22 protein-coding genes and 1 riboswitch are annotated in these 24,361 nt (G+C 75.2%); of the genes, 7 read left to right on the forward strand and 15 right to left on the reverse strand.

The genetic code is table 11. From position 1 onward, the window contains the following. Both NP075_RS13145 and NP075_RS13150 read right to left on the reverse strand, forming a co-directional pair. Positions 1-273, reverse strand: a complete 273-nt coding sequence (locus NP075_RS13145) for a DUF167 domain-containing protein (protein ID WP_227565626.1) — start codon at positions 271-273, stop codon at positions 1-3. A gap of 14 nt (positions 274-287) precedes the next feature. Next, on the reverse strand, positions 288-1,280 hold the full coding sequence (locus tag NP075_RS13150) for a malate dehydrogenase (protein WP_227565627.1): 993 nt from the start codon (positions 1,278-1,280) through the stop codon (positions 288-290). Positions 1,281-1,693: 413 nt separating this feature from the next. On the opposite strand from NP075_RS13150, the gene NP075_RS13155 reads away from it, so the two are divergent. Both NP075_RS13155 and NP075_RS13160 read left to right on the forward strand, forming a co-directional pair. Then, entirely contained in the window at positions 1,694-2,254 is a 561-nt protein-coding gene (locus tag NP075_RS13155) for a sigma-70 family RNA polymerase sigma factor (RefSeq protein ID WP_227565628.1), read from the forward strand. Next, positions 2,244-3,590, forward strand: a complete 1,347-nt coding sequence (locus NP075_RS13160) for a hypothetical protein (RefSeq protein ID WP_227565629.1) — start codon at positions 2,244-2,246, stop codon at positions 3,588-3,590. Before NP075_RS13155 ends, NP075_RS13160 begins: the two co-directional genes overlap by 11 nt. A 65-nt stretch (positions 3,591-3,655) precedes the next feature. On the opposite strand, the gene NP075_RS13165 is transcribed toward NP075_RS13160, so the two are convergent. Next, positions 3,656-4,873, reverse strand: coding sequence for an NADP-dependent isocitrate dehydrogenase (locus NP075_RS13165; RefSeq protein ID WP_227565630.1), 1,218 nt, complete (start codon positions 4,871-4,873; stop codon positions 3,656-3,658). 233 nt (positions 4,874-5,106) lie between these two features. Here NP075_RS13165 and NP075_RS13170 point away from each other — a divergent pair, with 233 nt between their 5' ends. Next, positions 5,107-6,192, forward strand: coding sequence for an aquaporin (locus tag NP075_RS13170; RefSeq protein WP_227565631.1), 1,086 nt, complete (start codon positions 5,107-5,109; stop codon positions 6,190-6,192). Positions 6,193-6,285: 93 nt separating this feature from the next. Here the strand turns inward: NP075_RS13170 and NP075_RS13175 are convergent, their stop codons facing one another. Continuing rightward, the gene (locus NP075_RS13175) at positions 6,286-6,825 is read right to left on the reverse strand and encodes a hypothetical protein (protein ID WP_227565632.1); all 540 of its coding nucleotides are present in this window, start codon (positions 6,823-6,825) and stop codon (positions 6,286-6,288) included. A 138-nt stretch (positions 6,826-6,963) separates the two neighbouring features. Between NP075_RS13175 and NP075_RS13180 the strand changes: the two genes are divergently transcribed. After that, the gene (locus tag NP075_RS13180; RefSeq protein ID WP_227565633.1) at positions 6,964-8,229 is read left to right on the forward strand and encodes an NAD(P)/FAD-dependent oxidoreductase; all 1,266 of its coding nucleotides are present in this window, start codon (positions 6,964-6,966) and stop codon (positions 8,227-8,229) included. A 78-nt stretch (positions 8,230-8,307) separates the two neighbouring features. Here the strand turns inward: NP075_RS13180 and purH are convergent, their stop codons facing one another. Both purH and NP075_RS13190 read right to left on the reverse strand, forming a co-directional pair. Next, the gene (gene purH / locus NP075_RS13185; protein ID WP_227565634.1) at positions 8,308-9,945 is read right to left on the reverse strand and encodes a bifunctional phosphoribosylaminoimidazolecarboxamide formyltransferase/IMP cyclohydrolase; all 1,638 of its coding nucleotides are present in this window, start codon (positions 9,943-9,945) and stop codon (positions 8,308-8,310) included. A gap of 49 nt (positions 9,946-9,994) precedes the next feature. After that, positions 9,995-10,084: riboswitch (ZMP/ZTP riboswitch) on the reverse strand. 4 nt (positions 10,085-10,088) lie between these two features. Continuing rightward, positions 10,089-10,853 carry a TetR-like C-terminal domain-containing protein gene (locus NP075_RS13190; RefSeq protein ID WP_227565635.1) on the reverse strand — a complete coding sequence of 255 codons (765 nt, stop codon included), beginning with the start codon at positions 10,851-10,853 and terminating at the stop codon, positions 10,089-10,091. A gap of 127 nt (positions 10,854-10,980) precedes the next feature. Here NP075_RS13190 and NP075_RS13195 point away from each other — a divergent pair, with 127 nt between their 5' ends. Beyond that, on the forward strand, positions 10,981-11,964 hold the full coding sequence (locus NP075_RS13195) for an NAD-dependent epimerase/dehydratase family protein (RefSeq protein WP_227565636.1): 984 nt from the start codon (positions 10,981-10,983) through the stop codon (positions 11,962-11,964). Positions 11,965-11,973: 9 nt separating this feature from the next. On the opposite strand, the gene purN is transcribed toward NP075_RS13195, so the two are convergent. Continuing rightward, entirely contained in the window at positions 11,974-12,630 is a 657-nt protein-coding gene (purN, locus tag NP075_RS13200; RefSeq protein ID WP_227565637.1) for a phosphoribosylglycinamide formyltransferase, read from the reverse strand. A gap of 72 nt (positions 12,631-12,702) precedes the next feature. Here purN and NP075_RS13205 point away from each other — a divergent pair, with 72 nt between their 5' ends. Further along, entirely contained in the window at positions 12,703-13,284 is a 582-nt protein-coding gene (locus NP075_RS13205) for a hypothetical protein (RefSeq protein ID WP_227565638.1), read from the forward strand. Between the two features lie 6 nt (positions 13,285-13,290). Here NP075_RS13205 and NP075_RS13210 read toward each other — a convergent pair whose 3' ends face one another. From NP075_RS13210 to NP075_RS13235, 6 genes are all read right to left on the reverse strand, one after another. Further along, on the reverse strand, positions 13,291-14,586 hold the full coding sequence (locus tag NP075_RS13210) for a cell division protein PerM (protein ID WP_227565639.1): 1,296 nt from the start codon (positions 14,584-14,586) through the stop codon (positions 13,291-13,293). Between the two features lie 148 nt (positions 14,587-14,734). Further along, positions 14,735-15,613 (reverse strand): succinate--CoA ligase subunit alpha, encoded by an 879-nt coding sequence (gene sucD / locus NP075_RS13215; RefSeq protein ID WP_227565640.1) that lies wholly within the window; start codon positions 15,611-15,613, stop codon positions 14,735-14,737. Positions 15,614-15,644: 31 nt separating this feature from the next. After that, positions 15,645-16,826 (reverse strand): ADP-forming succinate--CoA ligase subunit beta, encoded by a 1,182-nt coding sequence (gene sucC / locus NP075_RS13220; protein ID WP_227565641.1) that lies wholly within the window; start codon positions 16,824-16,826, stop codon positions 15,645-15,647. A 174-nt stretch (positions 16,827-17,000) separates the two neighbouring features. Then, the gene (locus NP075_RS13225) at positions 17,001-18,578 is read right to left on the reverse strand and encodes an OmpA family protein (RefSeq protein ID WP_227565642.1); all 1,578 of its coding nucleotides are present in this window, start codon (positions 18,576-18,578) and stop codon (positions 17,001-17,003) included. Positions 18,579-18,608: 30 nt separating this feature from the next. Beyond that, the gene (gene pcrA / locus NP075_RS13230) at positions 18,609-21,170 is read right to left on the reverse strand and encodes a DNA helicase PcrA (RefSeq protein WP_227565643.1); all 2,562 of its coding nucleotides are present in this window, start codon (positions 21,168-21,170) and stop codon (positions 18,609-18,611) included. Positions 21,171-21,226: 56 nt separating this feature from the next. Then, complete coding sequence (locus tag NP075_RS13235) at positions 21,227-21,574, reverse strand: hypothetical protein (RefSeq protein ID WP_227565644.1); 348 nt, start codon at positions 21,572-21,574, stop codon at positions 21,227-21,229. Positions 21,575-21,693: 119 nt separating this feature from the next. Here NP075_RS13235 and NP075_RS13240 point away from each other — a divergent pair, with 119 nt between their 5' ends. Next, a complete protein-coding gene (locus tag NP075_RS13240; protein WP_227565645.1) occupies positions 21,694-22,311 on the forward strand; it encodes an HIT family protein in 618 nt (205 codons plus the stop codon). A gap of 24 nt (positions 22,312-22,335) precedes the next feature. Here NP075_RS13240 and NP075_RS13245 read toward each other — a convergent pair whose 3' ends face one another. Further along, positions 22,336-22,989, reverse strand: coding sequence for a LuxR C-terminal-related transcriptional regulator (locus tag NP075_RS13245; RefSeq protein ID WP_227565646.1), 654 nt, complete (start codon positions 22,987-22,989; stop codon positions 22,336-22,338). Further along, the gene (locus tag NP075_RS13250; protein WP_227565647.1) at positions 22,986-24,317 is read right to left on the reverse strand and encodes an ATP-binding protein; all 1,332 of its coding nucleotides are present in this window, start codon (positions 24,315-24,317) and stop codon (positions 22,986-22,988) included. The genes NP075_RS13245 and NP075_RS13250 overlap by 4 nt, the downstream gene beginning before the upstream one ends. Between the last annotated feature and the right edge of the window lie 44 nt (positions 24,318-24,361).

The following is a 24,361-nucleotide window of genomic DNA, read 5'->3' on the forward strand; positions in this document are numbered from 1 at the left end:
TCAACCGCCCAGCAGCTCGTCCAGCCGCCGGCGCAGCCCGTCGTCCACCACCGCGTCGTCGACGTCGAGGACCTTGTCGCGGCTCGTCGCGCCGGCCACCAGGGTCACGTGACGCGGGCGCACACCGAGCGCGTCCGCGACGGCCGCGAGGGCCGCCTGCGTCGCGGCGCCGTCCACGGCGCGCGCGGTCACCGCCACGACCAGCCGGTCGGCGTACCTGCCACCGACCCGCGTGCGCGACGCACCGGGCCGGACCCGGATCGCGACGCGCACCCGACCCGACCCGCTCAGACGAGCCCGAGCGCCCGCACCGCCTCGCGCTCCTCGACCAGCTCGGCCACCGACGCGTCGATCCGCTCGCGGGAGAACGCGTCGACGTCGAGGTCGGGGACGATCGTGTAGGCGCCGTCGGCGGCCGTGACGGGGAACGACGAGAGGAGACCCTCGGGCACGCCGTAGGAGCCGTCGGACACCACGCCCGCCGACGTCCAGTCCCCCGCCGGCGTGCCGTGCACCCACGTGTGCACGTGGTCGATCGCCGCGTTGGCCGCCGACGCCGCCGACGACGCGCCGCGTGCCTCGATGATCGCCGCGCCGCGCTTGGCGACCGTGGGGATGAACGTGTCACGCACCCACGCGTCGTCGCCGACCACCTCGAGCGCGGGGCGCCCGCCGATCGTGGCGTGCGTGAGGTCGGGGTACTGCGTGGCGGAGTGGTTGCCCCAGATGGCGACGCGTGCGATGTCGTCGATAGCGGCGCCCGTGCGGTGCCGCAGCTGGGCCAGGGCCCGGTTGTGGTCGAGCCGCGTCATCGCGGTGAACCGGTCGGCAGGCACGTCGGGCGCGTGGGACGACGCGATGTACGCGTTGGTGTTGGCGGGGTTGCCCACCACCAGGACACGCACGTCGGACGCGGCACCGGCGTTGATCGCCGCGCCCTGCGGGCCGAAGATGCCGCCGTTGGCGCTCAGCAGGTCGCCGCGCTCCATGCCCTTGGTCCGCGGACGGGCACCCACCAGCAGCGCCACGTTCACGCCGTCGAACGCGGCCTTGGCGTCGTCGGTGATGTCGATGCCGTCGAGCAGGGGGAAGGCGCAGTCGTCGAGCTCCATCGCCACACCCTCGGCGGCCTTCACCGCCGGCGGGATCTCCAGCATGCGCAGCCGCACCGGGGTGTCGGGCCCGAGCAGCTGGCCCGAGGCGATGCGGAAGGCGAGGGCGTACCCGATCTGACCGGCGGCGCCGGTGACGGTGACGACAGCGGGCGTGGAGACGGACACGGACGGGCTCCTTCGATCGGCCGACGGGCGGCGCGACACCCAGGGCGTCGACGCCTGCGTCGAACCTACCCGAGCGTCACCACGGACGGCACCGATCCGCTCCGACCCGCAGGACGTCAGGCGTACGCCGAACAGGTCCAGCCGCCGGCGGCCGCCCGCCGGACCACGGCGACCAGCTGCACCAGGTCCGCGCCCAGCACCTGCGACGCCGGCCGGGCCAGGAACGGACGTCGTCCCCGCCCGGTACGACCCGGAGGCCGGCGGGCCGCGCCGGTCGCGCCGGCCCGACCGGGCCCACCCGGCGGCCCGGCACACTGTCGCCCGACGCGGCGCCACCCCCGACCCCAACCCCGCACCACCCGGCGCTCGTTGAGGTGGCACGAGCACGACGGGACGGCGGGAGAGGTGGACACGTGGCACGACCATGGGAGGTGTTGCTCGAGGAGGTGGCGCGCCAGAGGTGGCGGCGCCTCGTCACGCACGCCACGTTCGTGTCGGGGTCGTACGCCGACGCCCCCGACCTGGTGCAGGAGGCGCTCATCAGCACCTTCTCCGGGCGGGCGCGGTTCACGACCGCGGACCAGGCGGAGGCGTACGTCCGCCGGGCGATCGCCTCGCGGGCGGTCGACGCGTCGCGCCGCCGTGCGCGGGACCGGCGCCTCGTCGCCGACGTCGCCGGACGCACGCCGACCGCGACGCACGACGTCGACCGCCTGCCCGGCGCCGACGTCGTGCGCGCCCTGGCGACCCTCAGCCCTCGCGAGCGCGCGTGCGTCGTGCTGCGGCAGATGGAGGACATGTCGGTGGCCGAGACGGCCACCGTGCTCGGGCTGAGCGAGGGCGCCGTGAAGCGCTACACCGCCGACGCCGTCCGGCGCCTCGGCGACCTGCTGGACGCCGTACCGTCCGCGGCGGAGCACGAGACGACGACCGTCACGACGACGGTGGGCAAGGAGGTGCTCCGTGACCGGTGACCTGGACGACCTGTTCGCACGCGCGGCGAACGACATCGAGGCCGCGACCGCACCCGCCCCCGCCGCGACCCTCTCCCACGTCCACGCCCGTGCGCGGCGCGGGCGCATCCGGCGGCACGCCACCGAGTCCGTCGGGGCCGTCGCCGTCGTGGCCGTGGTCGCCGTCGGCCTGACGTTCGCCGGGCGACCGCCCGTGGAGCCGGCCCACCCGACGCCTGTGCCCACCGGGTCGGCGACCCCCACACCGTCGGCGACGCCCACCCCTGCGCCGCCCGTCCCGACGGGCCCGCCGGTCCGGGAGGACGACGTGGACGACGCCACGGCCCTGGCCCGCCTGTCGGCGCCCCGGACCGGGGAGGTCTGGTCGACACCCGTCCGCGTGGCGGCACCGGTCCCCGTCAGCGGTGACACGCCGCTCGACTGGTACGAGGTCGGGACGCGCGGCGACGCCCGCGTCTACGCCGTGACGCGCGGCACGGACGCCCGGGACGACCTCGACGTCTGGCTCGACGACCTGCGGGTCACGCTGTACGAGCTGCAGGACGCCACGCTGCGGCACATCGCCTGCCCCAGCGCGCGGCCGTCCGACGCGTGCGGCCCCGACGGGGTCGAGGGCGTGGACGCGCAGCGCGACGAGGACACGTTCTACGACAGCCTGACACCACCGCGCCGCATCACCCTGCCCGACGGGTACGTCGTGCGCACCGGGCAGACCTGGGCGACGGGCCGTGCCGTGACGGGCAGCATGTCCGCGGCCTACTGGGACAACGAGGTGCAGGTCCACGCCGACCTCGGCGGTGGGGTGCGCGTCGTCGAGGAGGTCCGGCGGACGCACACCGAGGGCCCGTTCGCCGGCTGGAGAGAGGTGGCGGTCGCACTCCAGCTGCCCTACGGCGCCCTCGTGCGGCTCGAGGCGCAGGACCTGCCCGGCGGTGACAGCGCGGGGATCACCTGGGACGACGGCGTGACGCGCGCGAGCGACGACCCGCGCTCGTGGCCGCCGTCGGGGTCGCGGTGCGACGGGCCGGGCTTCGCGGTGCCGCCCGGTGGGACGGACCGCTCGGCGTGGGTCCGCGCGGGCGAGGCCGACGGGGTCGCGATCCACGTGCCGGCACCCGGCAGCACCGACCTCGCGACGCAGGTGTTCGGGTCCCAGCAGGAGCGGTCGTACGCGATGGACGAGGACGGGTTCACCGACGGCGCGGACGCGTACCCGCTGACGTCCGTGCAGGAGCTGCTCGACCGCCGGGCGCTGCTCGGCTTCGAGGGCCCCGGCGGGCGGTGGATGCTCGCGCTGCGTGGCGACGCCGTGAACACCGCCTACGAGTGCGTCTGACCCCACGGACGACGACGGCGCCCTCCCCGGGTGGGGAGGGCGCCGTCGGTGCGGATCGGGAAGGCTCAGGCCAGGCGCGCGGCCAGGTTCTCGTCGAGTGCCGCGAGGAACTCCTCGGTCGTCAGCCACGCCTGGTCGGGGCCGACCAGCGACGCGAGGTCCTTCGTCATCTTGCCGCTCTCGACGGTCTTGACGACGACGTCCTCGAGCGTCTCGGCGAACTGCGTGACCTCGGGGGTCCCGTCCAGCTTGCCGCGGTGCTTCAGGCCACCGGTCCAGGCGAAGATCGACGCGATCGGGTTGGTCGACGTCGGCTTGCCCTGCTGGTGCTGGCGGTAGTGGCGCGTGACCGTCCCGTGCGCAGCCTCGGCCTCGACGGTCTTGCCGTCCGGGGTCATGAGGACCGACGTCATCAGGCCCAGCGAGCCGAAACCCTGCGCGACGGTGTCGGACTGGACGTCGCCGTCGTAGTTCTTGCACGCCCAGACGTAGCCGCCCTCCCACTTCATCGCGGCGGCGACCATGTCGTCGATCAGGCGGTGCTCGTACGTGAGGCCCGCGGCGTCGAACTTGTCCTTGTACTCGGTCTCGAACACCTCGGCGAAGATGTCCTTGAAGGCACCGTCGTACGCCTTGAGGATCGTGTTCTTCGTCGACAGGTACACGGGGTACCCGCGCTGCAGGCCGTACGAGAACGAGGCGCGCGCGAAGTCGCGGATCGACTCGTTGAAGTTGTACATGCCCATCGCCACGCCGCCCGCCTCGGGCATCGTCACGACCTCGAACTGCTGGGGCTCGGAGCCGTCGGCCGGCTCGAACGTCATCGTGATCTTCCCGGCGCCGGGCACCTTGAAGTTCGTCGACTTGTACTGGTCGCCGTGGGCGTGACGGCCGATGATGATCGGCTTGTTCCAGCCCGGGACCAGCCGCGGGATGTTGGAGATGATGATCGGCTCGCGGAAGACGACGCCACCGAGGATGTTGCGGATCGTGCCGTTGGGCGAGACCCACATCTTCTTCAGGCCGAACTCCTCGACGCGCGCCTCGTCCGGCGTGATCGTCGCGCACTTGACGCCGACGCCGTGCTCCTTGATGGCGTGGGCGGCGTCGATCGTCACCTGGTCGTCGGTCGCGTCCCGGTTCTGGATCGACAGGTCGTAGTAGCGCAGGTCGATGTCGAGGTACGGGTGGATCAGGCGGTCCTTGATGAACTGCCAGATGATGCGCGTCATCTCGTCGCCGTCGAGCTCGACGACCGGACCGACGACCTTGATCTTCGCCATGCGGGGGCCTGCCTCCTGTGCCGTGGGTGTGGCGCCCAGGTTACTCGACATCGAGAGACCTGGGACTGCCCCCCGCACGGCCCCGGTGCGATCCACCCCTGCACTCGCACGGCCCGGGCTGGCATGCTGGGCTTGCGTAGTTCGCCCGTGTCGCCCCGTCCCGTCCGTCGCGGACGAGGCGCGGCCGCACGGCACCGACCGGTGGCTCACCCACCTCACACGACAGGACCGACATGTCCCAGCAGAAGCCAGAGTCCCCCGGGGGCACCCCGGAGCCCGAGGACACCACGGCGACCTCGGCCACCCCGGCCGGCACCACTCCCCCGGAGCGGTCCGCAGCCGGCACCCCGGTCGAGGAGGTCGTCGTCGAGGAGGTCGTGGTCGAGGAGCCCGTCGTCCCCGTCGCCGCGGCACCCAGCGCCCCCCGCGAGGACGAGGACGACGAGGACCACGACGACCCGAAGGGTGCGTACGTCCTGCCCGCCGGCACGGTGGTCACCGGGACCCCGGGGCTCGTCGCGCGCCTCGGGGCCGAGGCGTTCGGCACGTTCTTCCTCGTGCTCGTCGGCGTCGGCATCGCGCTGTACTCGTCGTTCAGCAACGTCGGCGGCGGCCTCGGCTCCGCGCTCGGCTTCGGCGTCGCGGTCCTGGCCGCCATCGTCGCGGTGGGGCACGTGTCCGGGGGGCACTTCAACCCGGCCGTGACGCTCGGCGCCTGCCTCGCGGGCCGCACGTCCTTCCGCGACCTGCTCCCGTACTGGCTCGCCCAGGTCGTCGGCGGTGCGCTCGGCGCCGCCGTGCTGTTCCTCACCATCCCCTCCGAGCTGCCGGCTCTCCTGAGCCAGGGCGCGCCGGCGAGCGTCCGCTCCTTCTTCAGCGCGACCGCCAACGGCTACGGCCCGCACTCGCCGCTGGCGACGCTGTCCGGCGGCGGGGCGGAGTTCGGCCTCGTGTCCGCCCTGCTCATCGAGGTCGTCGGCACGGCCGTGTTCGTCGGCGTGATCCTCGGCGCCACCGACCGGCGCGCCAACAAGGCGCACGTCCCGTTCGCGGTCGGCCTGACGCTCACCGTCGTGCTGATGCTCGCGACCCCGGTGACCAACGGCTCGATCAACCCGGCGCGCTCGCTCGCCGCGGCGATCTTCTCCGAGTCGTGGGCGCTGGAGCAGGTCTGGCTCTTCTGGGTCGCACCGCTGCTCGGTGCCGCGATCGCCGCACTCGTCTACCGCGCGTTCGCGGCCGAGCCGGTCGAGGACTCGCTGTTCGCGGAGGACGAGCTGTACGTCGCCGACGAGGACGTCGTCGTCGTCGACCGCTGACCTGACGCCGCACGCACGGGGCCCCGGGAGCACCGCTCCCGGGGCCCCGTGCGCGTCACGCCCCGGGTCGACGCCTGTGGCGACGCCTCGCCGTCACGCGGCCGGGAGCACGGAGGCCAGCACCGCGAGCGCGACCGCTGCGAGCACCAGGACCGCGACGTCCAGCGGCTTCGAGCGGACCGTCACGGCGGCCGGGCCCGGCGGCCGGCCCACGGCGCGCACCACCGCGTACACCAGCAGCAGCACGACCAGCACACCCGTGCCCACCACGGCGTCCCACACGTAGGTGGCGCCGACGGCCGTCGCGATGCCCGTCAGCGTCCACCACAGCGAGCGGTTGCGACCCGCCGCGAGCGAGGCACGCGCGATGCTGCGCGGGTCGAGCTCCCGCTCCTCCGGGGGCACGTCCGCCGGGACGTGGTCGGCCACGACCGGAGACGGTGCGGGCGCGGCCGCCGGCCGGGCGGGCGCCGTCGGGGCCGGTGCGGCGGCGGCCCCGTTCCGGGAGGCACGCTCGCCCGGTGCCACGGGCGCACCGGCGTCGGCGCGGCCCTGTGCCAGCGGCGGCGCGGGACGCGCCGGCCACACCGGGCCGGGCAGCCCGGCGGCGGGCGTGCGCGCGGGTGTCGACATCCGTGCGCTCCCTCCGTCCGGTCCGCCGCACCGCGGGGACCGGGACACCCGGGACCCCGCAGCACGCGGACGTGCGTCCGTCGGCTGTCTGCGGTGGGTCCCAGCGTACCGCCGGACCCTCCTGGATACGGTGAGCCCGTGACGTGCGATCCGACCTCCCCACCCGTACCACCGGACGACGTGCTCGTCGTGGGAGCCGGGCTCGCCGCACTCCGGACGGTCGCGGCGCTGCGCGAGCACGGCTACGACGGACCGGTGCGCGTGCTGGGCGCCGAGGGGCTCGACCCGTACGACAGACCGCCGCTGTCGAAGCACCTGCTCGACCGCACGTCGCCCGCCTGGCTCGCCGACGACCTCGGGCACGACCTGCACGCGCTCGCCGACCACGTGGACCTGGCCCGCCCCGCCCGGTCGCTGCGCCCGCTGCCGGACGGCGGTGCGGTGGTCGCCACGGACGAGGGCGACGTGCGGGCGGCGTGCGTCGTCGTGGCGACCGGCGCGCACGCCGTCACCGTGCCCGGCTGGCGCGCCCGCACGCTGCACACGGCTGCCGACGCCGACGCGCTGCGTGCGGCGCTCGGGGACGGGCCCGCCCGGCTCGTCGTCGTGGGCGCGGGCTGGGTGGGCGCCGAGGTCGCCGGCGTGTCGGCGGCCGCCGGCCACCACGTCACGGTGGTCGAGGCGCGTGCCGCACCCCTCGCCACGGCGCTCGGCGAACGCGTGGGCGCGCTGACCGCGCCCTGGTACGCCGCCGCCGGTGTGGACCTGCGGGCAGGAGCGCGGGTCGGTCACGTCGACGACCTCGGCGTGCACCTCGAGGACGGCACGAGCCTCGCGGCCGACGTCGTCCTCGTCGCCGTCGGCGCACGGCCCGCGACCACGTGGCTCGCGGACGCCGTCCCGCTCCGCGCGGGCGGCGCCGTCCCGGTCGACGAGTCGTACCGCGTCCTGGGGCCCTCGGGCGCGCTGCCGGGGCTGCTGGCCGTCGGCGACGTCGCGGTCCGTCGCTCGGCGCGGCACGGGTGGGTGAGCGGCGGCCACTGGGACGAGGCGCTGCGAGGCCCGGACGTCCTGGTCCGCCGCCTCCTGGGGCTCGCCGTCGACGAGCCGGAGGCGACGTCGTACGTGTTCTCCACCCAGCTGGGGCACGACCTGACCGTGTTCGGCCTGCCGGGCGACGGCGACGCGGTGAGCGTGCTGGGCGACCCGGCAGGCCCGGGGTGGACCGCCGTGTGGTCACGCGGCGACGTCGTGACGGGTGCCCTCGTGGTCGACCGGCCGCGCGACGTCGGTGCGGCACGCCGGCTGTTCTCCCGTGACGGGCTCCCGCACGTCGCACTGCCCGCGCAGCGGGACCTGCCCGACGACCTGCGCACGCTCCTGCGGACGTCGCCGGCCGCCTGACCACGCCACGGAGCCCTCCCCCGCACCCCGCCGGGAGGCGGACCGACCCCTCGCGACGAGGGGTCGGTCCGGCCCGTGTCAGTGCGCGAAGTGGCGCGTGCCCGTGAGGTAGAGCGTGACGCCCGCGGCGGCCGCGGCGGCGACGACCTCCTCGTCCCGCACGGATCCGCCCGGCTGCACGACCGCCCGCACGCCCGCGTCGAGCAGGACCTGCAGGCCGTCGGCGAACGGGAAGAACGCGTCCGACGCCGCGACGGCACCGCGGGCGCGCTCGACGTCACCGGCGTTGGCGCGCTCCACCGCCAGGCGGCAGGAGTCGACGCGGTTGACCTGCCCCATGCCCACCCCGACGGCCGCGCCGCCGTCCGCGAGCAGGATCGCGTTGGACTTCACGGCCCGCACGGCCCGCCACGCGAACACGAGGTCGGCGAGGGTCGCCGCGTCGGCGGCCTCGCCCGCGGCCAGCGTCCACGCCGCGGGGTCGTCGCCCGGCGCGTCGATGCGGTCGGTGGACTGCAGCAGCAGGCCACCGGACACGGGGCGCATCTCGACCTGCGCCGCGGGCGGCGTGTCGAGCACGAGCAGGCGGATGTTCTTCTTCTGCGTGAGCAGCTCGAGCGCGTCGTCGTCGAACCCGGGTGCGACGACGACCTCGGTGAACACCGGTGCGATCTGCTCGGCCGCCGCGCGCGTGACCGGCCGGTTGGTGGCGATGACGCCCCCGAAGGCCGACACGGGGTCGCAGGCGTGGGCCTTGGCGTGCGCGTCGGCGACGTCGGCGCCCACGGCGATGCCGCACGGGTTGGCGTGCTTGACGACGGCGACCGTGGCGGCGTCGCCGTGGTCGTGCGCGGCCCGCCACGCGGCGTCGGCGTCGACGTAGTTGTTGTAGCTCATGGCCTTGCCGTGCAGCTGACGCGCCTGGGCGATGCCCGCGGCACCGTGCCCGGCCGTGTACAGGGCGGCCCGCTGGTGCGGGTTCTCGCCGTAGCGCAGCACGTCCGCACGGTCCCAGGTGGCCCCGACCCACGCGGGGAAGCCGGTCGCGACGCCGTCGACCTCGTCGGTCGTCGTCGCGACGCTGCCCATCCAGGACGCCACGGCCACGTCGTACGTCGCGGTGTGGACGAACGCCTGCGCGGCCAGCCGGGTGCGCTCGGCGAGCGTGAAGCCGCCCGCGGCGACCGCGGCGACGACGTCGTCGTACCGCTCCGGGTCCACGACGACCGCGACGCTCGGGTGGTTCTTGGCGGCCGCGCGGACCATCGAGGGTCCCCCGATGTCGATCTGCTCGACGCACTCGTCGACGCCCGCGCCCGACGCGACCGTCTGCGTGAACGGGTACAGGTTGACGACGACGAGCTCGAACGCGGCGACCCCCAGCTCCTCGAGCTGCGCGAGGTGCTCCGGACGGCGCGTGTCGGCGAGGATGCCGGCGTGCACGCGCGGGTGGAGCGTCTTGACGCGCCCGTCGAGGCACTCAGGGAACCCGGTAAGGTCCTCGACGCGCGTGACGGGCACCCCGGCGGCGGCGACCGTCGCGGCGGTCGAGCCGGTCGAGACCAGCTCGACGCCCGCGTCGTGCAGCGCGGTCGCGAGCTGGACGAGGCCGGTCTTGTCGTAGACCGACAGCAGCGCGCGGCGCACGGGACGGCGGGTGGCGTCGGACGTCGGGTCGGCGACGACGGCGGCGGGCGGGGTCGGTGCGTGCGTCATGGCACACCTTCCTGGGTCGGTCGGCGGTCCGGGTGGACCTCGGCAAGGACCCAGGCACCCAGGCGGGCGGTGCACGGACAGGGGTGACGCTCGGTCGCTCCCCGGTGGTCCTCCACCCGCGCCAGTCACGACCGCGCCCGAGCCTACAGGGCGGCCACCGGCTCACCCCACGCCTCCGCGAGGTCGATCCGCAGCCCGACCCCGGCGGCTGCGGTCGCCACGACGACGTCGAACGCGCGCGCCCGGTCCGCCGCGATGCCGGTGAGGTGGCCGAACAGCTCGGACGTGACCGCGCCGACGAGGGTCGCGAACATCGTCAGGCAGCGGGCGGCGTCCGCGGCGTCGAGCACCGCGGCCCGCGGGTCCCGCGCGACGGCGAACGCGAGCACGTCGTCGGTGACGACACCGGCCGGGGGGAACGCGTGACCGGCAGGGTCCAGCGACCCGGCCTCGCGGGCGGCGACCAGGACGTCCACCACCACGCCCCACAGGCGCGCCGCGGGGGTGACCGTGTCGGGCGGCGCGACGTACCCGGGCACGGGCGTGCCGTAGATGAGCTCGAACCCGTGCGGGTCGTCGAGCGCCCAGGCGCGGAACGCGCGCCCGGCCTCGAGCCAGGTGCGCGCCGGTGCGTGGCCGGCGGCGACGGACGCCTCGGCGGCCTGCTCGACGGCGTGCCCGACGGCGTCGTAGGACTGCGACACGAGGAGCGTGAGCAAGGCGTCCCGCGACTCGACGTACCGGTACACGGCCGACGACGCGAGGCCGAGGTCGCGGGCGACGGCCCGCAGCGAGAGCTGCTGCGGCCCGTCCTGCGCGAGGCGGGCGCGCGCCGCCGCCAGCAGGTCACGCATGAGCTCGGCGCGGGCGCGCTCGCGTGGCGTGGGGCGGGTGGTGGCGTCGGCCATGGACGCCAGCATGGGCGACGAGAGCATCGCACGCAAACGAGAGCAGCGCTCTTGACAAGGTCTCCCCAGACCGCGAGCATTGCTCACATCAGAGAGCACTGCTCACATTCCACGAAGGGCCACGACCATGGCACGGCACACCGTCCTCGGGAAGGGCCCCATCGGCCGCACCCTCGCCCGCCACCTGGCCGACGCGGGCCACGAGGTCCATGTCCTGTCCCGCTCGGGGCCCCGCCCCGGCTCCCCCGCCCGCACCGAGGTCGCGAGCGGCGGCAGCGTCGCGCACCACGTCGTCGACGGCGCCGACGCCGACGCGCTCACGACGCACGCCCGCGGGTCCGCCGCCCTCTTCAACTGCGTCAACCCCGCGTACCACCGCTGGGTCACCGACTGGCCCCCGGTCGCCGCGGCCCTGCTGACCGCCGCCGAGCGCACGGGTGCCGTGCTCGTCATCACCGGCAACCTGTACGGCTACGGCGCCGGCAACCAGCACATGCACGAGGACGACGCGCCCGCCACGCGCGAGACCAAGGGCCGGGTGCGCGCCCGGATGTGGGCGGACGCCCTCGCGCGCCACGAGGCCGGCGCGCTGCGCACCACCGAGGTGCGCGGCAGCGACTACCTCGGCCCCGGCGCCGAGGCGCACGCGCACGCCGGACCGCGCATGCTCACGCCGCTCCTCGCCGGCAAGGTCCTGCGCCCGGTGGGCTCGGCCGACCAGCCCCACACCTGGACCTACCTGCCGGACTTCGCCGACGCTCTCGTCCGTGCGGCCGAGCTGCCCGCGGCCTGGGGCCGTCCGTGGCACGTGCCGTCCCCCGAGCCGCTCACGCTGCGCCAGGTGGCCGAGCGCTTCGCGGCCGCGGCGGGTGCGCCCGCGCCGCGCATCTCACCCGTCCCCGTGGCCGTCGTGCGTGCGCTCGGTCTGGTGAACCCGATGATGCGCGAGGTCGCCGCGATGACCTACCAGTTCACCGAGCCGTTCGTCGCGGACGACGCGGCGAGCCGCCGTGCGCTCGGCCTGCAGCCCACCGACTGGGACACGATCGTCGCCCGCACGCTCGCGGCGCACCGCGCCGACCACCCGGGCCCCGTCGCGACCCGCCCGTGAGGCACGGCCTCAGCCCAGCCGCACGTGCCGGCCCTCGACCCGCAGGCCGTCGCGCGCGATCCGTCCCACGACGTCGACCAGGAGCCGGCGCTCGACGACCTTGATGCGCTCGTGCAGCGACTGCTCGTCGTCGTCGTCGGCGACCGGGACGGCCTCCTGCGCGATGATCGGCCCCGCGTCGACGCCCTCGTCGACCACGATCACCGAGCACCCGCTGACCTTCACGCCGTACGCGAGCGCGTCGCGCACGCCGTGCGCGCCGGGGAACGACGGGAGCAGCGCCGGGTGCGTGTTGACCGTCCGCCCACCGAACCGGTCGAGGAACGCCGCACCGACGAGCTTCATGAACCCCGCGGCGACGACGGTGTCCGGGGCGAACACCGCGACCGCCTCGGTGAGCCCCCGGTCCCACGCGGCGCGGTCGGGGAAGTCCCGCAGCGCCACCACGGCGGTCGGGACGCCGGCCTCGCGTGCGCGGTCGAGCGCGGCGACGCCGGGCCGGTCCGACACCACACCGACGACGCGTGCGCCGTACCCCGGGTCGGTGTGGGCCTCGAGCAGCGCGGCGAGGTTGGAGCCCCCGCCCGACACGAGCACCACGAGACGGTGCGTCCGGGTGACGGGACGGGCGGGCGGGACGGGGCCGGGACGTGCGGAGGGCGTCACGCCGCGCAACCTACCGGCCCGCGGGCCGCGACGTCCGCACGTCCACCGGCGCCGGTGCGGGAGAATGGCGCCATGGGCAACCCCTGGGCACCGTCGGACCAGTCGCAGGCACCGGGACGGCAGGCTCCCGAGCAGCAGCCTGCGACGACCCCCGACGGGGGCGGGTGGCCCGAGCACGCACCGGCACCCGGCCCGCACGGGCCCGGTCCGCACGCACCCGGTCCGCACCCCGTGCCGCCGCCCGACCCCGCCGGGGTCGCCCGCGCGGCGCGCACGACCATGTGGAGCGCCGCGGCGCTGCTCGTCGGCCTGCTCCTGTCCGGTGCGTCGTACCCGGCCATGCTCCTCGCCCCGGTCACGGCCCTCACCGGCTTCGTGCTGGCGATCCTGGCCGTGGTCCGCGCCGCCCGTGCGCGGGCCCGGGGGCCCGTCGTCGTGCTGCCCGTCGTCCTGCTCCTGGCCTCGCTGGGCTGGGTCGTCGTCAGCGCCCAGACCCTGCTGTACGTCGACGCCGCACGCGACTACCAGCAGTGCCGGTCCGCCGCGCTCACGCAGCAGGCGGAGCGCACGTGCGCCCTGCAGCTGGAGGACGACATGGAGGAGCGGCTCCGGTCGATGCTCGGCTCGCGCGGGCTGCCCACGCCCCGTCCCTGACCCGGCTCAGTCGCCACCCGGCCCGGGGCGCGCCGCCCCGTCCTGCTCCTGCGTGCCATGCCGACGCGCACGCCACCGGCGGACGGCGGCCCTGACCTGGGGATCGAAGGGCACGCTCGCGCCGGCCGCCGCGAGGCCGCACCCGGCGGCGGTGAGCAGGCCCACCCACGCGGGGTGGGCGCCCACCTCGGCCATCCGGCCCGGGCCCACGGAGCCGCTGGCCACGGCCACGAGCAGCGCCACCAGCAGCCCCGACGTCGCGGCGACCGCCCCCACGGCGACCCAGACGTCCCGCACCCGCACCGGGTCGAGCCACCGTCGCACGGCGAGCCCGGCGAGCACCCCGACCGCGACCACCAGCGCCGGCGCGGCCAGCACGGCGCCGCCCGTGGCATCCGGCAGCGCCCCGAGCATCGGCACCGCGGGAAGCGGGCCCGCGACCACCTCGTCCGGCGCGAAGCGTGTCCCCGCGCCCACCGCGAAACCCGGCCCGACCACCCACGCCAGGGCCCACACCACCAGGTTCGGCACGAACGCGAGCTCGGCCACGGCGAGGACGACACCGCCCACGGCGTCCAGCGACAGCCCGCGCACGATGTCGAGGATCGTGGCGCGCCCCGCGAGGACCCAGAACAGGGACACCACGGCGGCCAGCAGCAGCAGCCCGGTGGTGGCGACGAGGCCGGCGCGCACGCCGACGACCGCGGCGTCCGGGCACCGGTCGCGCAGCGGCGCGACCAGGTGCGACCACGGCGGGGCCTCCGGGCGGCGCAGCAGCCCGGCGCCGAGGCCGAGGCCGCCCACGACGACGCCGCCGAGCAGCGCGCGCAGCGCACCCGGACCGTCCGTGCCGGCGACCAGCGCGACCAGCAGCGTGAGCAGCGCGTACCCCGCGACGGAGGCCACGGCGGTGCCGCGCGTCGCGAGCCCCGACCGGCGCGCCGACGCGTAGCAGGCGAACAGCGCCAGGCCCGTCAGGCCCAGCGGCACGACCGACACCACGGCCCCGTCCAGGACGGTGGGCACGCCGTGCGCGAGCAACCACAGGTGGGAGGCGACGACGACCGCTCGCGTCCAGGCGACGTCGGCGTTGGCGGGGTCCGCCGACGTCGCGACGAACACCGCCACGGCGGGCACCGCGACCGTCAGCAGGGACAGCGCCGCGGCCTGCACGGCCGTGAGCACCCCCACTCCCCAGCGCGGCGCGCCGTCGATGGCGGACGTGAAGAACGACGGGCGCGGGTCGTCCTGCAGGACGCGGCGCGCGCGTCCCGCGACGGGCACGGGACCGGTGGAGGGCACGCACCCATGGTGGTCGGTGGGCGCGGCGCGTCGCCGGACCCACCCCGGCGCGTCGCCCGCGGTCTGGGTCACCCCGTGGCGCCCCGCCCCGACGCACCGCAGCCCCGGTCCGTCGGGACCGGGGCTGCGGGTGACGTCCGCGAGGACCTCAGGCGCTGAGGAGCTCGCGCGCCAGCTGGGCGGTCTCGGACGGCGTCCTGCCGACCTTGACGCCGGCGGCCTCGAGGGCCTCCTTCTTGGCCTGCGCGGTGCCCGACGAGCCGGACACGATGGCGCCGGCGTGGCCCATCGTCTTGCCCTCGGGCGCGGTGAACCCGGCGACGTAGCCGACGACGGGCTTGGTGACGTGCTCGGCGATGTACGCCGCGGCGCGCTCCTCGGCGTCGCCACCGATCTCACCGATCATCACGATGACCTCGGTCTCGGGGTCCGCCTCGAACGCCGCGAGGGCGTCGATGTGCGTCGTGCCGATGATCGGGTCGCCGCCGATGCCGATGGCCGTGGAGAACCCGAAGTCCCGCAGCTCGTACATCATCTGGTACGTCAGCGTGCCGGACTTCGACACGAGCCCGACCTTGCCGGGGCCCGTGATGTCGGCCGGGATGATGCCCACGTTGGACTTCCCGGGGCTGATGAGCCCGGGGCAGTTCGGGCCGATGAGCCGCACGCCCTTCTCCTGGGCGTAGGAGAAGAACTCGGCCGTGTCGGCCACCGGGACGCCCTCGGTGATGATGACAGCCAGCGGGATGCCCGCGTCGACGGCCTCGACGACGGCGCCCTTGGTGTGGGCGGGCGGGACGAAGATGACGGAGACGTCGGCGCCGGTCTTGTCGATGGCCTCGGCCACCGAGCCGAACACCGGGACGTCGACGTCACCGAACGTCACGGTGGTGCCGGCCTTGCGGGGGTTCACCCCGCCGACGACGTTGGTGCCGGACGCGAGCATGCGGTTCGTGTGCTTCTGGCCCTCGGAACCCGTCATGCCCTGGACGATGACCTTGGAGTCCTCGGTCAGGAAGATCGCCATGTGAAGTCTGCTTCTCTCTGCGTCGGGGGTCTCAGGCGGCGGCGTGCGCCAGGCGGGCGGCCGTGTCGGCCCCGCCGTCCATCGTGTCGGCCAGGGTGACCAGCGGGTGGCCGGCCTCCGCCAGGATGCGGCGGCCCTCGAGGACGTTGTTGCCGTCGAGCCGCACGACCAGCGGCTTCGACGCCTCGTCACCGAGGATGCGCAGCGCCGCGACGATGCCGTCGGCCACCGCGTCGCACGCCGTGATGCCGCCGAACACGTTGACGAACACGGACTTGACCTGCGGGTCCGTGAGGATGATGTCGAGGCCCGCGGCCATCACCTCGGCGGACGCGCCGCCGCCGATGTCGAGGAAGTTCGCGGGCTTGACCCCGCCGTGCGCCTCGCCGGCGTACGCGACGACGTCGAGCGTGCTCATCACGAGGCCCGCGCCGTTGCCGATGATGCCGACCTCGCCGTCGAGCTTGACGTAGTTGAGGTCCTTCTCCTTGGCACGCGCCTCGAGCGGGTCGGCGGCGGCCGTGTCCTCGAGCGCCGCGTGGTCCGGGTGGCGGAAGTCCGCGTTGGCGTCGAGCGTGACCTTGCCGTCGAGCGCGACGACGTCGCCGTCCTCGGTGAGGACCAGCGGGTTCACCTCGACCAGCGTCGCGTCCTCACCGGCGTAGACGTCCCACAGCGTGCGCAGGACGTCCGCGACCTTGTCCGCGACCTCGGGCGCGAAGCCCGCGGCGGCGACGATCTCGTCAGCCTTCGCCTGGTCGATGCCGACCAGCGGGTCGACCGCGACCTTGGCGAGCGCGTCAGGGCGCTCCACGGCGAGCTGCTCGATGTCCATGCCGCCCTCGACCGACGCCATCGCCAGGTAGCGACGCTCGGCGCGGTCGAGCAGCAGCGAGAAGTAGAACTCCTGGGCGATCTTCGCGCCCGCGGCGATCATCACCCGGTGGACGGTGTGGCCCTTGATGTCCATGCCGAGGATCTCGCCGGCCTTCTCGGCCGCCTCGTCGGCGGAGCGGGCGATCTTGACGCCGCCCGCCTTGCCGCGCCCACCGGTCTTCACCTGGGCCTTGACGACGACCACGCCACCCTCGGGCGGGAGCAGCTGCTGGGCTGCCGCGCGCGCCTCCTCGGGCGTCGTGGCGACGATGCCGCCGAGCACGGGCACGCCGTGCTTCTCGAAGATGTCACGTGCCTGGTACTCGAACAGGTCCACCTGGTCCGGTTTCCTCTCGTCGACCGCGCGCAGCGACCTCGGTGCGGCCGCATCGCCCGGACGCATGCTATCGCCGGGACCGAGGTCCCTCGACATCAAGAGATGTGTCCGCGCTCACCTTCCTGCCGGGGCGCGCCGACGTCGCCGTCGACCGGGACGGGGACCGGCCCGGGGTCAGCCGGACACGACGGGGACGTCGGTCAGCCGGAAGGGTGCCCTCCCCGCGACCTGGAGCTGACCCCCGCCGCCGCGGAACCGCGGCGCCACGTCCACCGTCACCGTGTCGGTGCCCGGGTCGGGCCACACGACCGTGACGACCCGCGTCTCACCGGGGCCGATGCCGTTGACGATCCGGTCGGTCAGCGGGTCGCGCCGGCCGTTCTCGGGGTCCGACAGGTAGTCGACCGGGTACCACCGGGTCGTCGTCGACACGAGCGTGACGTTCGTGGGCGCGAACTGCAGGCGGGCGTCGAACGACCCACGGGAGTCCCACGCGCTGCCGGACAGGGCGTTCAGCGACAGGTCGTCCGTCCCGGTGTTCGTCACCTCGAGGGCGCCCACGAGGTACCGGCCGACGCGGCGGACCTCCGGGAGCCGCACGTCGAACGTCCCGTCGCCGTCGACGACGGACAGGCCCGTGGCTCCGGGCGCGGTGGGCCCGGCCGGGTCCGGCAGCGCGCCGGTCTCCTCGACGGCCTGCACCTCGACGGGGTCCGCGTCCACGTCCGGGACGAGCACCAGCTCGACCCGGCGGTTCAGCGCCCGCTCGGCGTCGCCGGTGCCGGCGACCACGGGCTGCGACTCGCCCCGGCCCTCGACCGTCACGTCGAACGCCGTGAGGTCGGTCAGCTCGGCGAGCCGCGCGGCGACGGTCGCGGCGCGGCGCTGCGACAGGTCGACGTTGTAGGCGTCGTCGCCCTGGTCGTCGGTGTGGCCCACCACCGCGAGCTCACCACCGCCGTGCGCCGCCACCTGCGCGGCGGCCGCCTGCAGGGCGCCGTCGGCCTCGGGGGCGAGCTGGTCGGAGTCGAACGCGAAGAGCACGTCCGACGCGACCGCGACGGCCACCTGCTCGGTGGTGCGCCGCGCCCGGACGTTCCCGTCGTGCGCCTCGCTGAACTCCTCGAGCACGAAGGTCTCGGCCTCGTCGAGCGACCCCTCGACCAGCTCGGCGGGTGGGACGGTGAGCGTGCCGGCCTGCGACGCGGGGACGACGGCGACGTCCTGCACCCAGCCGACCTCGGGCAGCAGCACGTCCACGGTCGGGGAGTCCGGGACCGGGAACGCGGCGTAGACGATCGTCGTGTCCTCGCCGGCCGCCGCGTCGGCGGCCTCCGTCGCCGGGCCCTCGGGGCTGCCGTTGCGGGTCGCCACCACCCGGTCGTCGGTCGAGCGCAGCACGCTGGTGACGGTCCCGGCCTCGAGGTCCACGAGCCGCACACCGTTCGGCGCCGGGCTGCCCGTGCTCTCGTAGACGTGCCAGAACGCCATCGCCAGCGTCGAGTAGCTCGTCGGCGCCGCCAGCCGCAGCACACCCGCGCCGTCGTGGACCGCGAGCGGGCCCACCTCGAGGTCGACGGTCTCGCCGTCGAGCCGCGCCTGGACGACGACCGGCTCGGCCGGCGGGGCCTCGGGCGTCGCCGACGAGGTCGGTGTCGACACGGGCGTCGCCGGCTCCGCGCCACCCGTGCAGGCGGCGAGCAGCACGACGGCGACGACGGCGCCCCCGGCGCGCGTGAAGGCGCTGGTCATGGGTCTCCTCCTGGGGTCGGGAGGAGCAGCCTAGAGCTTCGTCACCGGGGAGTACCGCAGCAGCAGCCGCTTCTCGCCGTTCGAGCCGAAGTCGATCTTGGCGACCGCGTTCTGCCCGGCGCCCTCGAGCGCGACGACCGTGCCCAGTCCGTAGGAGTCGTGCGTGACCTTGTCGCCGACGGCGAGGTCGGGGACGGAGGCCCGCGGCGTCGCCGACCCGAAGGATGCGCCCGTGCGGGGCAGCGGCTCGCGCTTCTCGCTGCGCACCGGGCCGCTGCTCGACCCCGACGAGCCGCGCTCACCCCACGACGACGCGCCGCGCGACCCGCCGCCGGAGCCGAAGCCCGAGCCCCACCCGCCGCGCAACCGCGACGTGGACGACTCCCGGCGGCGCCAGTCGACGAGCTCCTCCGGGATGTCGTCGAGGAACCTGCTGGGCGGGAACTCGTTCGGCACGCCCCACGCCGTGCGCACCGCGGCGCGCGACACGTACAGCCGCTGCCGCGCGCGCGTGAGCCCGACGTACGCCAGGCGGCGCTCCTCGGCGAGCTGGTCGGGGTCGGCCAGGGAGCGCATGTGCGGGAACGTGCCGTCCTCCATCCCCGTGAGGAAGACGACGGGGAACTCGAGGCCCTTGGCGGTGTGCAGCGTCATGAGGGTGACGACGCCGGCGTCACGCGCGGCCGCAGCGGTCGCCTCGTCGTCGGCGCCGTCCGGCACGGGGATCTGGTCGGAGTCCGCCACGAGGGACACGCGCTCGAGGAAGTCGGTGAGGTCGCCCTCGGGGTCGGACTCCTCGAACTCCGCGGCCACGGCGTGCAGCTCCGCGAGGTTGTCGACGCGCGACCCGTCCTGCGGGTCGTCGCTCGCGCGAAGCGTCGTGAGGTAGCCGCTGCGGTCGAGAGCCGCCCCGAGCACCTGGGACGGCCCGGCGCCCGACGCGGCCAGGTCGCGCAGCTCGTCGAGCATCGCGGCGAACGCACGCAGGCCGGTCAGCGCGCGGGTCCCGAGGCCCGGCACCTCGTCCAGACGGGTCAGCGCGGCGCCGAACGAGATGCGCTCCCGCTCGGCGAACGCCGCGACCATCGCCTCCGAGCGCTCCCCCAGCCCGCGCTTGGGCTCGTTGAGGATGCGCCGCGTGCTCACGTCGTCGTCGGGGTTCGCCAGCGCGCGCAGGTACGCGATCGCGTCCTTGATCTCCTTGCGCTCGTAGAAGCGCGTGCCACCGACGACCTTGTACGGCAGGCCGACGCGGACGAGGACCTCCTCCAGCGCGCGGGACTGCGCGTTCGCGCGGTAGAAGATCGCGACGTCACCGGGACGCACGCCGTCGGAGTCGCCGAGGCGGTCGATCTCCTCCGCGACGAACCGCGCCTCCTCGTGCTCGGTGTCCGCGACGTACGCGACGATCTGCGGGCCGGCACCGGAGTCCGTCCACAGGCGCTTGGCCTGGCGTCCGGAGTTCTTGCTGATCACCGCGTTGGCGGCCGACAGGATGTTCTGCGTCGAGCGGTAGTTCTGCTCCAGCAGGATGGTCGTGGCGTCCGGGTAGTCGGCCTCGAACTCCATGATGTTGCGGATCGACGCGCCGCGGAACGCGTAGATCGACTGGTCGGCGTCACCGACGACCGTCAGCTCCCCGCGCCCGACGCCGTCCCCGTCCGTGGCCCCGACCCCGGCGAGCTCGCGCACCAGCACGTACTGCGCGTGGTTCGTGTCCTGGTACTCGTCGACCAGGATGTGCCGGAACCGGCGCCGGTAGTGCTCGGCCACCTGCGGGAACGCCTGCAGCAGGTGCACGGTGCGCATGATGAGGTCGTCGAAGTCCAGCGCGTTCGCCTGCTGCAGCCGCTGCTGGTAGCGCGTGTAGACCTGCGCGAGGACGGTGTCGAACTCGTCGGCGCGGCCGCCGCCGTTGCTCGCGGCGAACGCGTCGGGGTCCACCAGCTCGTCCTTGAGCGCCGAGATCTTGTGCCCCAGCGCCTTGGCGGGGTACTTCTTCGGGTCGAGCTCGAGCTCGCGCGCCACGAGCGTCAGCAGGCGCTGGGAGTCCGCCTGGTCGTAGATCGAGAAGCTCGTGCGCAGGCCGAGCGTGGCCGCCTCGCGGCGCAGGATCCGCACGCACGCCGAGTGGAACGTCGAGACCCACATGCGCTGCGCCGACGGGCCGACCAGGTGCTCGACGCGCTCGCGCATCTCCGCGGCCGCCTTGTTGGTGAACGTGATGGCGAGGATCTCGCCGGGGCGGGCCCGGCGCGTGGCCAGCAGGTGCGCGATGCGGTGCGTCAGCACGCGCGTCTTTCCCGAGCCGGCCCCGGCGACGATGAGCAGCGGTCCGCCGGCGTGCAGCACCGCGGCACGCTGCTGCGGGTTGAGGCCGTCGAGCAGGGCGGCCGCGCGCTCCTCCTGTGCCGCGGCGCGCTCCCCCGCACCGGGGTCGGCCTCGACGTCGCCGTCGCGCGGCGGGACGACGAGCGGCAGGCCGGAGGACTCCCCGGCGTGCGAGCGCGCGGCGGCCGCGCGTGGGCCGGGCGTGGCAGGCACGGGCGCTCCGGGAACGGGCAGGGCGAGGCTCTCGAACAACGACGTCATGGCACCTCCAGCCTAGGCGCCACCGCCGACATCCCCGCCCCGCGACGTGGCGCGCGTCAGCGCCAGAGGACGGCGATCGCGACGTTGAGGGCCGTCAGGCCCGCGATCCCCCCGAGGTACCCGCGCGTGACGAGCTCGGGGCGGCGGCGACCGACGACGATCATCGCCGTCACCGCGAGCGCGACGACGAGCTTGACCGCGATCTTCGCGTTGTCGGGCTCGTGGCCCGCGACGCCCGACGACGCGAGCCCGACCAGCAGGATGCCGGTGACCAGCGCGGTGAGCACCCCGTGGAAGGCGCCCGGGTTCAGGGTCACGCCCTTCATCCCGGCGAGCACGCCGCCGAACACCATCGCCCACCCGAGCAGGTGGAGCACCACAAGGATCCCGTACACCGTGTCCATGGCCCCATGGTAGGCGATCTGACGCCGTGTCAGATCACCTCCCGGGACGGGCCCGCCCCGCGCGTCCGTCCCGGCCGGTAGCCTCACGCGCACACGCACCGACGCGCGGAGGAGCCCGGATGACCGACCTGCAACGCCACCCGGCCGCGGCGCTCGACGTCCCGGCCCTGGTCGCCCGCGCACGCGCCGCCGCGGGTCCCGACGGCAGCCTGCCCGTCGGCGACGTCGTCACCTGGGACACCTTCCCCTTCGAGCCCGACGGCCTGCGCCTGCGCGAGCTCGACGACCCGGTGGTCCCCGAGCCGCAGCGGTCCGACGAGGACGCGGGGACCTGCGCGCGCTGCGCCCGCCCCGACGAGCGCTTCGCCTGGACGGACGACGCGTGGCGGGTCAGTGCACCCGACTCGGTCAGCGTCCCGTCGGTGATCCTCGACCGCCGCGCGCACGGCGACCTGGGCGACCTCGACGACGAGGCCGCCGCCGACCTCGGCCGGATGATCGTCCGCGTCGAGCGCGCGCTGGCCGCCGTGCCGGGCGTCGGGCGGGTGCACGTGCAGCGCTGGGGCGACGGCAACGGGCACCTGCACGTGTTCTTCTCCGCACGCCCAGCGGGCATGCTCCAGCTGCGCGGTCTCGTCATGCCGCTGTGGACGCTCCACCTGCCGGCGCTGCCCGACGACGAATGGGCCGCGATCGTCGCGTCCGTCGTCGCGCGCCTCGACGCCGGCCGCACCTGACCTCCACCTCGGGCGGCGGGCGGCTCAGAGCAGCCGGCGCGCCGCCGCCCACCGGGTCAGCTCGTTGCGGTTCGACAGCTGCAGCTTGCGCAGCACCGCGGACACGTGGGTCTCGACCGTCTTGACCGAGATGAAGAGCTCGGCGGCGACCTCCCGGTACGTGTACCCGCGGGCGATCAGCCGCATGACCTCGCGCTCGCGCGCCGAGAGCCGGTCGAGCTCGTCGTCGCCCGTGGCGACGTCCCCCGCCGCCGCACCGAAGGCGTCGAGCACGAACCCGGCGAGCCGCGGGGAGAACACCGCGTCGCCGCCGGCGACCCGCAGCACCGCGTCGGACAGCGCCTGCGGGTCGATGTTCTTGGTGACGTAGCCGCGTGCGCCCACGCGGATGACCGCGACGACGTCCTCCGCCGCGTCCGACACGGACAGCGCGAGGAAGCGCGTGCCGGGTACGTCGACGCACCGCCGGACGACCTCCGCGCCGCCGCCCCCGTCGCCACCCGGCAGGTGGACGTCGAGCAGCACCACGGGCGGGCGCAGGTCGTGCACCACCTGCACGGCGGAGTCCACGTCGGCCGCCTCCCCCACCACGTGCACCCGGGCGTCGAGCGACGCCTTCACGCCCGCACGGAACATGTGGTGGTCGTCGACCAGCACCACGTCGACCGGTTCGTTCACGCGTCGCGCTCCTCGTCCTCGTCAGGGCCCCTGCCGGAGCCGGGCCCGCCGACCGGCATGCACAGGTGCACCTCGGTGCCCCGCCCGGGGCTGCTCGTCACGCGGGCGGTGCCGCCGCGGCGCCGCACGCGTCCCATGATCGACTCCCGGACGCCGAAGCGGTCGGGTCCGACGTCCTCCAGGTCGAAGCCGTCGCCGCGGTCGCGCACGAACACCTCGACGGAGTCCGGCCCGACCTCCAGGTAGAGCGAGACCGGCGGCCGCCCGTGCACCACCGCGTTGACCAGGGCCTCCCGCGTGGCCTGCAGCAGCGCCAGCGTGTCCGGCTCGGGCGCGCGGTCCCCGACGACCACGACGTCGACGGCCACGGGCTCGCCGGTCGGCCCCGACCGGGAGTCCTCGACCTCGGCGACGACGGCCCGCAGCGCGGCGACGAGCGACGTGCCGGGCTCGTGCCGGTCGTCGTACAGCCACTCGCGCAGCTCGCGCTCCTGCGCGCGCGCCATGCGCGCGACCTCGGCGGGCTCGTCGGCCCGGGCCCGGATCAGCGCGAGCGTCTGGAGCACCGAGTCGTGCAGGTGCGCGGCGATGTCCGCACGCTCCGCCTCCCGGGCCCGCGCCGCGCGCTCGTCACCGAGCTCGCGCACCAGCCGCACCCACCACGGTGCCATGACCAGGCCCACGCCCAGCAGCACCGCGAGCGCCGCGACCCCCGACTGCACGAGCAGCGCCGGCTCGACCCCCTGCCCGACCACCTGCCCGGCGACGAGCAGCACCCCCGCGGCCGCGAGCAGGCCACCGCCGATGAGCCGCAGCACGCTGATGCGCCGCCCGTCCGGCCGCCCGCGCTGCACGGCGTCGAGCTGGCTCCACGCGAGCGCCACGCCCACGAGCACCACCAGGACGGGCAACGCCCACGCCGCGTCGATCTGCGCCCCGAACCGCATCGCCACCAGCACGGCGGCGGTGAGGACCAGCAGCGCACCGAGCGCGAGCTCGGCCCACGGGATGCGTCGGGAGTCGTCGCGCAGGGGCTGGCGGCGCGCGAGCCGCTGCAGGGCGCTGGGCCGCGAGCCGGCCGCCACGGCGGCGGGGTCCCCCGCCGGCACCGTGAGCCACCAGAACACGTACAGCGCGATCCCGACGCCCGCGACGGTCGCCAGCGCGACGAAGCCGACGCGCACGAGCGGCACCGGCAGGTCCAGGTGCGCCGCGAGACCCGTCGCGACCCCCGCGAACCACCGGCCGCGCTCGGGGCGGCGCAGCGGCAGCCGCACGCGCGGCGGCACGCCGGGACGCGGCGGGGCGCCGGCAGGAGCGGGGTTCACGCACCGATCGTCACACGCGCAGGCGCCCGCCGGTGTGCACCCGG

Origin of the sequence: Cellulomonas wangsupingiae (assembly GCF_024508275.1) — a bacterium.
GTDB classification, from domain to species: Bacteria; Actinomycetota; Actinomycetes; order Actinomycetales; family Cellulomonadaceae; genus Cellulomonas; species Cellulomonas wangsupingiae.